At 35.2% G+C, this 11,952-nt stretch carries 8 protein-coding genes; 6 read left to right on the forward strand and 2 right to left on the reverse strand.

Features of this window, described 5'->3' with window-relative positions; genetic code table 11:
- Positions 1 to 206 precede the first annotated feature (206 nt).
- From metH to QLQ96_RS07395, 5 genes are all read left to right on the forward strand, one after another.
- The gene (metH, locus tag QLQ96_RS07375) at positions 207 to 2,933 is read left to right on the forward strand and encodes a methionine synthase (protein ID WP_482496928.1); all 2,727 of its coding nucleotides are present in this window, start codon (positions 207 to 209) and stop codon (positions 2,931 to 2,933) included.
- 81 nt (positions 2,934 to 3,014) lie between these two features.
- Positions 3,015 to 3,971 carry a methylenetetrahydrofolate reductase [NAD(P)H] gene (metF, locus tag QLQ96_RS07380; protein WP_482496930.1) on the forward strand — a complete coding sequence of 319 codons (957 nt, stop codon included), beginning with the start codon at positions 3,015 to 3,017 and terminating at the stop codon, positions 3,969 to 3,971.
- Positions 3,972 to 4,175: 204 nt separating this feature from the next.
- Positions 4,176 to 4,829, forward strand: coding sequence for a class I SAM-dependent methyltransferase (locus QLQ96_RS07385; RefSeq protein ID WP_482495945.1), 654 nt, complete (start codon positions 4,176 to 4,178; stop codon positions 4,827 to 4,829).
- A gap of 123 nt (positions 4,830 to 4,952) precedes the next feature.
- Positions 4,953 to 6,176, forward strand: coding sequence for a dicarboxylate/amino acid:cation symporter (locus tag QLQ96_RS07390; protein ID WP_482495947.1), 1,224 nt, complete (start codon positions 4,953 to 4,955; stop codon positions 6,174 to 6,176).
- A gap of 79 nt (positions 6,177 to 6,255) precedes the next feature.
- Positions 6,256 to 7,656 (forward strand): pyridoxal phosphate-dependent decarboxylase family protein, encoded by a 1,401-nt coding sequence (locus QLQ96_RS07395; RefSeq protein WP_482495949.1) that lies wholly within the window; start codon positions 6,256 to 6,258, stop codon positions 7,654 to 7,656.
- 88 nt (positions 7,657 to 7,744) lie between these two features.
- On the opposite strand, the gene QLQ96_RS07400 is transcribed toward QLQ96_RS07395, so the two are convergent.
- Both QLQ96_RS07400 and gldA read right to left on the reverse strand, forming a co-directional pair.
- Complete coding sequence (locus QLQ96_RS07400; RefSeq protein WP_482495951.1) at positions 7,745 to 9,865, reverse strand: TonB-dependent receptor domain-containing protein; 2,121 nt, start codon at positions 9,863 to 9,865, stop codon at positions 7,745 to 7,747.
- 383 nt (positions 9,866 to 10,248) lie between these two features.
- Entirely contained in the window at positions 10,249 to 11,145 is an 897-nt protein-coding gene (gene gldA / locus QLQ96_RS07405) for a gliding motility-associated ABC transporter ATP-binding subunit GldA (protein WP_482495953.1), read from the reverse strand.
- 148 nt (positions 11,146 to 11,293) lie between these two features.
- Between gldA and QLQ96_RS07410 the strand changes: the two genes are divergently transcribed.
- Positions 11,294 to 11,875, forward strand: a complete 582-nt coding sequence (locus tag QLQ96_RS07410) for an outer membrane beta-barrel protein (protein ID WP_482495955.1) — start codon at positions 11,294 to 11,296, stop codon at positions 11,873 to 11,875.
- The last annotated feature ends 77 nt before the right edge of the window (positions 11,876 to 11,952 follow it).

The following is an 11,952-nucleotide window of genomic DNA, read 5'->3' on the forward strand; positions in this document are numbered from 1 at the left end:
GAAATGAATTTGAACTCGGAAAACATAAAACGTCTTATGAAACCGAGTCTGCGTGAGGGATAGAAGTGAAAAGCCCGCAGACCAATGTAGTGATAACGGAATTGGTCGAGGACTTGTAACGGATAGCCCGACCCGGAGGGACACGCCCAAAATAATAAACGTAAATACCTACAAGGTTTTAAAAACCTTGCAGGAAAGAAATAAAAATAAAAAACTTAGAACCTAAGCACCTCAGAAGCTTAGCAACTTTAAAGAAAATGACTGAAAAAAGAAGAGACCTTGTATTAGCAGGATTAGAACCTTTGATTATTACGCCAGAAAGCGTTTTTGTAAACGTTGGAGAGCGTACGAATGTAACGGGTTCGCGAAAATTTCTGCGTTTAATCAAGGAAGAGAAATACGACGAGGCACTTGATATTGCAAGACAGCAGGTAGAAGGAGGAGCACAAATCATCGATATTAATATGGATGAGGGAATGTTGGATGGTGTAACTGCCATGACCAAATTCTTAAACTTAATTGCTGCAGAACCAGATATTTCGAGAGTGCCTATTATGATCGACAGTTCGAAATGGGAAATCATCGAAGCAGGTCTGAAAGTAGTACAAGGAAAAAGTGTTGTAAACTCGATTTCGTTAAAAGAAGGAGAAGAAGCTTTTATTCACCACGCTAAGCTAATTAAGCGTTACGGTGCGGCTGCTATTGTTATGGCTTTTGACGAAGTAGGTCAGGCCGATAATTATGATCGTCGTGTGGAAATTTGTGCGCGTTCGTATGATATTTTGGTAAACAAAGTAGGTTTTCCTCCACAGGATATTATTTTCGATTTGAATATTTTTCCGGTTGCAACAGGAATGGAAGAACACCGCCTGAATGCATTGGACTTTTTTAGAGGAACAAAATGGGTTCGCGAGAACTTGCCACACGCACATATTAGCGGTGGTGTAAGTAACGTTTCGTTTTCTTTTAGAGGAAACGACCACGTTCGTGAAGCGATGCACTCTGTTTTCTTATATCATGCAATTAAAAACGGAATGACGATGGGAATCGTAAATCCGGAGATGTTGACAATATATGATGATATTGAAAAAGATTTATTAGAACACGTTGAAGACGTAATTCTTGACAGACGCGACGATGCTACAGAACGACTTTTAGATTTTGCAGAAAATGTAAAAGGGGAAGTGAAAAGCGACGAAAAAGCGGTTCAGGAATGGCGTTTTGGAACTGTTCAAGAACGTATTACGCATTCATTGGTAAAAGGAATTGATGCTTTTATTGAAGAAGATGTTGAAGAAGCACGTTTGGCGGCAACAAAACCAATTGAAGTTATCGAAATCAATTTGATGACAGGAATGAACGTTGTTGGAGATTTATTCGGAAGCGGAAAAATGTTCTTGCCTCAGGTTGTGAAATCGGCTCGTGTAATGAAAAAAGCGGTTGCTTATTTATTGCCATTTATTGAAGCGAGCAAACAAGCGGGAGACAAATCTGGAAACGGAAAAATCTTGATGGCGACTGTAAAAGGCGACGTTCACGATATTGGAAAAAATATCGTTTCGGTAGTTTTGGCTTGTAACAATTACGAGATTGTAGATTTGGGTGTAATGGTTCCTCCGGAGAAAATCATTGCAGCGGCAATCGAACATGAAGTAGATATTATCGGATTAAGCGGACTGATCACTCCTTCGCTTGACGAAATGGTTTATTTGGCCAAAGAACTAGACAAACAAGGAATTAAAATCCCGATTATGATTGGTGGGGCAACGACTTCGCGCGCGCATACAGCCGTGAAAATTGCGCCTCAATACAGAGAAACTGTAATTCACGTAAACGACGCTTCGAGAGCCGTTACTGTTGCAGGAAATCTGTTAGATCATAACCGTAAAATATATGCAAGCGATATTCGTGCAGAATATGATGCTTTTAGAGAAACATTCTTAAATCGTTCGAGAGATAAAAATTTCCTGACGATTGAGGAGGCTCGTAAAAACAAAATGCAATTGGATTGGTCTGAATATACTCCGACTAAGCCTAAAAAGATAGGCGCTCAAATTGTCGAGGTTGAATTGGATGTTTTGGTTCCGTATATCGATTGGACGCCATTTTTTCAAACTTGGGAATTGTACGGAAAATATCCAGCGATTTTGACTGATGAGGTTGTGGGCGAACAAGCAACTTCTGTTTTCGCAGATGCTCAGGCGATGTTGAAAGTTATTCTGGAAGAGAAAAAACTAAAAGCAAAAGGTATTTTCGGAATTTTTCCTTGTAACCAAGTTGATGATGATGATATCGAATTACGCGATGAAAACGGAAAAGTGTTAGAGAAATTCTTAACGCTTCGTGTGCAGTCACAAAAAACGAAAGGCGCGCCAAACATCGCTTTAGCGGATTTTATTCTTCCAAAAGAAAGCGGAATCGAAGATTACATGGGAGCTTTCTGTGTAACAACAGGTTTTGGTGTAGATGAATGGGCTGCAGAATACGAAAAGAATTTAGACGATTATAACTCGATTATGGTTAAAGCGCTTGCAGATCGTTTTGCTGAGGCTTTCGCCGAATATCTTCACGAGAGAGTTCGTAAAGATTTCTGGGGTTACGACTCAGAAGAAGCGTTAACAAACGAAGAATTAATTAAAGAAAATTATAAAGGAATCCGTCCAGCACCAGGATATCCGGCTTGTCCAGATCACTTGGAAAAACCAACAATCTGGAAGCTTTTGAATGTAGCAGAAGAAATTGGAGTGACTTTGACAGAAAGTATGGCAATGTGGCCAGCTTCTTCGGTTTCAGGATATTATTTTGGAAACCCAAAAAGCCGATATTTCGGACTAGGAAAAATAAAAGAAGATCAGGTGACAGATTACGCAAAACGCCGAAATGTACCGCTTGATTACGCAATGAAATGGTTAAATCCTAATATAGCAGATTAAAATATTAGTCATAAAGTCAAAAGTCAAAAGTCCGAAAGGAGAGACTTTATGACTTTAGACTTTCAAACTTTAAGACTTATAATGAAAGTAACAGAACATATAGAAAACGCCAAAGGAAAAACATTATTCTCATTTGAAATTATTCCACCTCAAAAGGGGAAAAGCATTCAGGAATTATACGATAATATTGATCCGTTGATGGAGTTTAATCCGCCGTTTATTGATGTGACGACTTCTCGTGAGGAGTATATTTACATCGATCGCGGTAACGGACTTTTGGATAAAAAATTGACTCGTATGCGTCCTGGAACGCTTGGAATTTGCGCTTCTATAAAACACAAATACAATGTCGATACGGTACCGCATTTGCTTTGCGGCGGATTCACACAAGAAGAAACAGAATACATGTTGGTAGATTGTCAATATTTGGGAATCAACAATGTAATGGCGCTTCGTGGAGATGCAATGAAAGACGAACAATCTTTTGTTCCAAAAGCTGGTGGAAATCATTATGCAATTGATTTAGTTCGTCAAATCAACGACTTGAATTGCGGAAAATATCTGCATGAAGTAATGGATATCGACAACAAAGCTAATTTCTGTATTGGAGTTGCAGGTTATCCGGAGAAACATTTAGAATCTCCTTCGTTACAATCTGATTTAAAAAGATTAAAAGAAAAAGTAGATGCTGGTGCTGATTATGTGGTTACACAAATGTTTTTTGATAACTCAAAATATTTTGCTTTCGTAGAAAAAGCAAGAGAAATGGGAATTACAATTCCGATTATTCCTGGAATTAAACCAATTGCGGTTCAAAGACATTTACAAGTTTTGCCACAAATTTTCAGAATCGATTTACCGGAAGATTTAATTGATGCGGTTGATAAATGCAAAAACAACTCTGAAATCAAACAAGTCGGAATCGAGTGGGCTATTCAGCAATCTTTAGAATTAAAAGCAGCTGGAGTTCCGTTTTTACACTATTATTCAATGGGTAAATCTGAGAATATTCGTCAGATTGCTAGTCAGGTTTTTTAATAAATATTAAGCCTAATTTGTCATTCCGAGGAACGAGGAATCACACTCGTATATCTACAAAGATTGAAGATGCTTTGTGGAGTTTCTAGTGTGATTTCTCCTCCGTCGAAATGACAAAAAAAATGGAATTTGGAATTTGGATTTTCAAAATTTGGAATTTGAATTAAGATATTGTTTAATTTAGAAGTTTAAAATTTTCGTATTATGAAAAATGAAGAATTACAAGCCATCGCTTCTCAGTTAAAACATCCATCGGGAGAAAAAGGAATCGAAATGGGAAATATGATGAACGAAACGAACATCTATATGACCAAACATTCCATTCAAAATCTAAATATTTCGGCAGCAAATAAAATTCTGGAATTGGGTCACGGAAACGCAGGCCACGTAGAGTTTCTTTTCGAACAAGCAGAAAACCTAAAATATTACGGACTTGAAATGTCTGAATTGATGTTTCAGGAAGCGCGCCAGATTAATAGAAATTTTGTTTCTCAAAAACAGGCCTTTTTTTCACTTTATGACGGAAATAAAATTCCGTTTGAAGATGAATCTTTTGATAAAATATTCACAGTAAACACTATTTATTTTTGGCAGAAGCCAGAAGAATTGCTTTCAGAAATCTATAGAGTTTTAAAACCAAATGGAAATTTCTGTTTGACATTTGCTGAAGAAGATTTCATGAAAACGTTACCCTTTACTCAATTTGAATTTGAGCTTTACAGCACAGAAAAAGCACAGAAATTAATTGAGAAAACAGCTTTTCAAATTGTTTACACCGAAACTCAGACTGAAAAAGTAAAAAGCAAAACTGGAGAACTTGTTGACAGGGCTTTTACTACGATAGTTCTGGAGAAATAACTATTATATTGCCACAGATTAACACAGATTAAAAATTCTTTGAAATCATTTTTAATCTGTGGCAAAAAATAATTCATTAATTTTCTTTGTTTTTTTGTTTCTCATTGTTATTCCTTAAAATTTATGGAGTTAAAAAAAATCAATTTTTTACAAAGCTACAGCAGTATTTTACTGCTTCTTGGAGGTATTATTATCGGAAGTGTTTTTGGGTTGGTTTTCGGAGAAAAAGTTTTGGTTATAAAACCGCTTGGGGATATTTTCTTGAATTTACTTTTTACCGCAATTATTCCGTTGATTTTCTTTACGATTGGTTCATCGATTGCTAATTTGGAGCGGTCAGAAAAATTAGGAAAACTATTTGTTGTCATGATTTTGGTTTTTCTCACCACAATTCTAATTTCTGGAATCGTAATGATTTTAGCAGTTTATCTTTTTCCGATTCACCAAGATATTGCGATTGCAAAAGTTGCATTTGAAAAGATAGAATCAGGATCTGTTGGCGATCAGATTGCGAAATTGGTTACTACGAATGATTTCTTCGAATTATTGTCAAGAAAAAGCATGCTGGCTCTGATAATATTTTCATTTTTAATTGGTTTTGCAACGCTACAATCTGGAGAAAAAGGAAATACTTTTAAGGGTTTCCTAGATTCTGGAAATGAAGTCATGAAGCAATTGCTGAACATCATTATGAAATTTGCACCAATAGGTTTAGGAGCTTATTTTGCTTATCAGGTTGGTATTTTTGGCCCACAATTGTTTGGGGTTTATGCAAAACCGATGGCAGTTTACTATGCAGCCTGTATTTTCTATTTCTTCACGTTTTTCAGTTTATATGCGATTGTAGCTGGCGGAAAAAGGGCTTTTAAAGTTTTTTGGAGCAATAATATTACGCCTTCATTAACCGCAATAGGAACTTGCAGTAGTATTGCAACTATTCCAGCCAATTTGGATGCCGCACAAAAAATGGGAATTCCTGCACATGTTCGAAATCTGGTTATTCCGCTTGGAGCTCCATTACATAAAGACGGTTCGAGTATGTCTTCCATCTTAAAAATAACTTTTCTTTTTGCGATGTTTGGAAAAGATTTCACCGAACCTTCAACCATTCTTTTAGCATTAGGAATTACAGTAATCGTTTCAATTGTTGAAGGCGGAATTCCGAATGGCGGTTATATTGGAGAAGTTCTGGCGATTACGGTTTACGGTTTCCCCATGGAGCAAGCTTTGCCGGTTGCCATGATTTTAGGAACTTTGGTTGATCCAATTGCGACTTTGTTAAATGCCAATGGTGATGTAATTTCGTCAATGCTAGTTTCTAAATTTTCGGAGAAAACCAAGTGGTAAAATACTCTTTTTAAACACAATTTTTATAAATCTAATGATATCCGCGCAATCTGCGCAACATAACTAATACAACAAACTTATGAATTCAATATTACAAAAAGATCTTAATGATTTCGATAATATTTTAGAAAAAACAAAACAACAAGGAATTGATTTTCTGAATGATATCGGAAATATTCCAACTTCAAATACATATAGTATTGATCCAAAAACGGCTTTAAACGAATTTGGATTAGGTTCTATTGATGCTTTAAAAGAGTTTAATGAAAGATTAGCGCCTTTAATGGTTTCTTCATCAGGGCCAAGATATTGGGGATTTGTAACAGGCGGTTCAACTCCAGCTTCGATTGTAGGCGATTGGCTGGCGGCCGTTTACGATCAAAACACGCAGGCTGTAAAAGCGCAAGGTGGAGCATCGGCATTAATAGAATTTGAAACAATCCATTTGTTGTTGCAATTGTTAGATCTTCCGGATGCATTTTTAGGCGGATTCGTTACAGGCGCTACGATGTCAAACTTTACTTCTCTTGGTGTCGCCAGACAATGGTTTGGGAAGCAATTTGGAAAAGATTTTGCTAAAAACGGAATTTCAGAAACTGTTAATATTCTGACTGCAACACCGCATTCTTCTTCTGTAAAATGTTTATCACTTTTAGGAATTGGAAGCCAGAATTATACCACGGTAAAAACAATTGATGGTAATCGCGAAGCTATTGATATTGTCGATTTGGAAGAAAACATCAAGAAGTTAAACGGAAAACCTTTTATCTTAATTTCAAGTGCAGGAACTGTAAATACTGCCGATTTTGATGATTTTGAAGCCATTGCAGCATTGAAAGAAAAATACAATTTCTGGTGGCATATTGATGGAGCTTTTGGCGGATTTGCAGCGGTTTCAGATAAATACAATCATTTGGTAAAAGGCTGGGAAGGGGCGGACAGTATTACAATTGATTGTCATAAATGGATGAATGTGCCTTACGAAAGCGCTTTCTTTTTAATTAAAAAAGAGCATGGTAATCTTCAGATTGAGACATTTCAGAATTCTAATGCGCCATATTTAGGGAATGCCTTGGAGAATTTTAATTATTTGAATGTACTTCCTGAAAATTCACGTCGTTTACGTGCGCTACCTGCTTGGTTTTCGCTTAAAGCGTATGGAAAAGAAGGTTTTAGAGACATCATCGAGAGCAGTACAGCATTGGCTTTGCATTTTGGAAATGCTTTAATAGAAAATGATTTTGAGCTGTTGGCTCCAATCCGTTTAAATAATGTTTGCTTTACGCTGAAAGGAGAGCACAATCAGGAAAAAGTAAGTCAGTTTTTGTCTGCTTTGAATGATACAGGAAAAGTATTTATGACACCAACAGTTTATCAAAACAAAAAAGGAATTAGAGCTTCTTTTGTGAATTGGAGAACTACAGAAGATGATGTAAAACTTGTAATTGAGGAAATGCGAGAAATCCTTTCTAATATATAAGTTTATAAATGTAGAAGAGCCTGTTTGAAGGAACAGGCTCTTGACTAACACAAAAAAAAACAAAAACAAGGTATTTAAAGAACGAATTTTATATGCGGTATGTAAATGCAATTGTCGCGATACGATTGTCCAGATCATATCTTTTATCAATAGTAGTTTGCGCAATGGCAGATTTAATGTAGAAATTATTGGTATTGAAAATATCAGTAAAGTTGAACTTGAGGCTTCCTTTTTTAGCTAAAACTTGTTTAGAAATTCCGATGCTGAAATCGAAGAAACCATCTCTATGGTAAATTCCAAGATTAGATTTGGACTGATATTGTGCGTTCCCTTCTGCTTTTAAGGTTTCGGTTATGGTAAAAGAATTTTGAACACTTACATTAACTGTCATAATAGGAGCAATTGTAGTGCTGTTTAAAATGTCTCCCATAAATTTATTTTCAAAAACATTGAATAAAGTATTTACAGACCACCATTTATTTAACTCAGAAGTGTTGGTGATATTGATTCCGTAATTGTATGATTTGTCAACGTTTATTTGAGTTGTTACTGTTGTATTCGTGTCTGGATTATAGTTGTACACTTCCGTGAAAACGTCTTTTGTGCTATTGAAATAAAGAGAAGCCATAAAATTACTTTTCCAAGCGTAACCAATTTCCATCGCGTGCGTAATCTCTGGAATCAAGTTTGGATTTCCCTGCGAATAATTGAATGAATCGTCGTAAAAACGAAACGGATTCAAATCAAACTGGCTTGGTCTGTTGATTCTTTTGCTGTAAGAGGCATGCGCAGAATGATTGCTCGTGAATTCATATTTTAAAGAAAGACTCGGAAACCATTTCAAATAATCATCTTTATGCTTTTCATTTAAAGTTTTCTGATCAATGTTTATGGCAGTGTATTCGCTTCTTAAACCAGCCTGAATATTTAATTTTTCTAACTGATATTTGTAATTCGCGTAAGCCGCATAAATCTGTTCGTTGTATTCAAAATGATTGGTCGAATTAAAATCGATAAGCCATTCGTTGTTTTCGTAATATTCATAAACAGATGGATTATCATTGTTTTTAATACTGGCTTTAAAACCCCATTCAATAGATTGTTTTTCCTTAAACGGATTTACAAAATCGATTTTTCCTGTAAATACTTTTAATTGAGACGGAATATAGCCGCGACGGTCGTTTACAACAGTTGCATTTGCGGTATTATCGGCACTCTGAAACTGATTAGATCTAAACTTCGACGTTTCGTATTCAAAATCAAAAGCCATATTTTTTCCTTCATCATTAAATTTATGCGTACCAGAAAAAGCATATGTATAGTCATTCCATTTTTCTTTACTATCATTATAAGTCAAAGCATCAAAAATGGGTTGATTTGAAGTATTAAAAACCGTATTTGTTCCGTCCGCCATATTTTGGTAGCGTCCGATTTTAGCATCAACATAAACCTCTAAATTAGTTTTAGGCGAAACTTCATATTGCGTTCCAATTTTGAAATTATTAGAAGTCAGAGGTTCATCTGTAATGGAAGTTTGGTGATTTGTAGAAGCAATTTCCTGATGCGTAAGATCAGTATATTGAGTTTGGTTGAACTTTTTGTGCTCTTCTTCGCCACGGAAAGTATAGCTGTAATTTCCGAAAACGCCCCATTTATCTTTATTATAATTTAAATTGAAGCCAGAATTCGTTCTATTTTTTCGGCCTCTTCCGTAACTCGCAAAAGCAGTTCCTTTTAAACCTTCAGAATTTGGTTTTTTAAGAATGATATTGATAATTCCGGCTTTTCCGGCTGCATCATATTTAGAAGAAGGATTTGTAATTACTTCAATTTGTTTAATGTTTGATGAAGTTGTTGCTTTCAAATAATTAGCCAATTCTTTCTGAGAAAGCTGCGTCAATTTACCATTTATCATTACCGCAACACCTTGTTGTCCGCGAATTGACAGATCGCCATCTTGCGAAACCACAACGCCAGGAGCGCGCGATAAAACGTCAAGAGCGGTTCCGCCTTCAGAAACGATGCTGTTTTCTACATTAAAAACAAGACGATCTGATTTTTGAGTGTAAAGGACTTTCTTTTTGCTAATCACAATTTCATCTAAAGCATTTATAGTGGTTTCAACAATACTGTCTGTTTCTTTTTCTATTTGAGAATATCCATCATATACCGAAAAAGCGAGCATAAGAGAGGTTATAATTTTTTTCATGTTGTTTTAATTTGGCAAATTCTAAATCGAGATTTAGAATATAATAATCTTTGTAATTTTTAAAATCAGAATTTATTGCAATACAATTTGTTCTAATTTGTCTGAAAACTTTTTTCGAAAAATTATTACTTGATTTAAAACAACAGAAATAGGTTTTTTAAGTATAAGGAGGATACGTAACATATCGTGGCATTTAAAATTTTATTTGCCAAATATAATACTATTTATAACAAGTCTAAATAAAAATAATAAATATTTTTTTAAAGAAAACCTTATTCTGTTGATTTGCAGAGAAAAGAAGAACAAATAAAAATAAAAAAGCGGTTTGTTTTATTTAAAACAAACCGCTTTTCAAACTGAAAACTGTGACTCTAACTGAAGTCTTATTTAGTAATTTCTCTAAAAACAGCTTCTAGATTTTTATTCTTCTGATTCAATTGTAATGTTTTTAATCCATTTTCGTTGGCGAAGTCAAAAATAGCTGGGCGCATATCTTTATCTGTAACAAAAGTAAGTTCCCATGTCATGTCATGAGTATTTACGTACGAAGAAATATTTTCTATTTTCGCCAAAAGTTGTTCTTCCACTTTGTAATCGAACTCAACTTCAATAACTTGCTCTTTATCGGCAGTAACCAAATGGTCTAATTTATTGTCTGCAACGATTTGTCCTTTGTCAATAATTATGACACGATCGCAAATTGCTTCGACTTCCTGCATGATGTGCGTCGATAAAAAAACAGTTTTATTTTTTCCTGCATTTTTAATCACATTACGAATTTCCATTAACTGGTTAGGATCCAGTCCAGTAGTTGGTTCATCCAAAATTAACACTTCTGGATCATGAAGCAGAGCATTTGCCAATCCAACGCGTTGACGGTATCCTTTAGAAAGCTGGCTGATCTTTTTATGGCTTTCAGGTGTCAGTCCTGTCAGCTGAATTACTTCTTCAATTCTTGATTTTGGCACGCTATAAACGTCGGCATTAAATGCCAAATACTCACGGACATACAAATCCAAATACAGCGGATTGTGTTCTGGTAAATATCCGATAGAGCGCTGAACAGCTTTAGCCTCCGTCATGACATCGTGGCTGTTTACAAGGGCTGTACCTTCATCTGCCAATAAATACGTGGTCAAAATCTTCATTAAAGTAGATTTTCCAGCTCCGTTTGGACCTAAAAAACCAACAATTTCTCCTTTTTCAATCGAAAAAGAAATTGAATTTAATGCTTTTTGTGTTCCGTAACTTTTTGATATGTTGTTTACTACTATCGACATGTATTTTTTATTTGCTACAAAAGTAACTAGAAATAATGTCGATTGCTACATTTTAGTTTCTTAAGTATTTCTTAAAAAAAATATAAAACCCTTAATTCACGGCACTGTTATTGTTAAAGGAAACATAAATTTTAAATTAAAAGCCAAAATGAAAAAAATGTTAGTGGTAGCTGCTTTAGCTATCTGCAGTTTTGCAAACGCACAAAAAGGAACAATTTTAGTAGGTGGAAACATCGGATACTCTTCTGAAAAATCAGAATTCAGATTTAGTGAAGATAAAGAAAGCACATTTACTTTTTCTCCTAAAGTAGGTTACCAATTTCACGAAAACTGGACAGTTGGAGGTGAACTTTCTTTAAGCACATCTGATGTTGATAATTCAGATGTAAAACGTAAAGACAACAAATTTAGAACTGGAGGTTTTGTACGTTATACAAGACCATTAAGCCAAACTTTCTCTGTTTTTGCAGATATGGGAGTTGGTTTCCAAACAGAGAAGAACAAAATTTACACGAATGCAAATAATTACGTAAAGTATAAAGGAGACGGTGCTTATGTAGATGTAACTCCAGCACTTTTCATCAACATGCAAAAAGGTTTTGGTCTTAACTTCAGCATTGGTGGTTTAGGATACGAAACATTAAGCTTTGATGATAATGGAGAAGATTACAGCCATTTCTACTTTAATTTCGGTAAAACAATCAATATCGGAATTTCTAAAAACTTCTAATCTAGTTTTTATATTCAATTTCAGAAAGCGCTCCAATTGGAGCGCTTTTTTTATTAACTAAAGTTCTGATGAAAACT

This window comes from Flavobacterium sp. B167r (assembly GCF_056824315.1).

Excerpts from the sequence above, each read along its gene's own strand:
- metF (WP_482496930.1), top strand. The coding sequence starts at position 3,015 with ATGAAAGTAACAGAACATATAGAAAACGCCAAAGGAAAAACATTATTC.
- QLQ96_RS07385 (WP_482495945.1), top strand. The coding sequence starts at position 4,176 with ATGAAAAATGAAGAATTACAAGCCATCGCTTCTCAGTTAAAACATCCA.
- QLQ96_RS07390 (WP_482495947.1), top strand. The coding sequence starts at position 4,953 with ATGGAGTTAAAAAAAATCAATTTTTTACAAAGCTACAGCAGTATTTTA.
- QLQ96_RS07395 (WP_482495949.1), top strand. The coding sequence starts at position 6,256 with ATGAATTCAATATTACAAAAAGATCTTAATGATTTCGATAATATTTTA.
- QLQ96_RS07400 (WP_482495951.1), bottom strand. The coding sequence starts at position 9,865 with ATGAAAAAAATTATAACCTCTCTTATGCTCGCTTTTTCGGTATATGAT.
- gldA (WP_482495953.1), bottom strand. The coding sequence starts at position 11,145 with ATGTCGATAGTAGTAAACAACATATCAAAAAGTTACGGAACACAAAAA.
- QLQ96_RS07410 (WP_482495955.1), top strand. The coding sequence starts at position 11,294 with ATGAAAAAAATGTTAGTGGTAGCTGCTTTAGCTATCTGCAGTTTTGCA.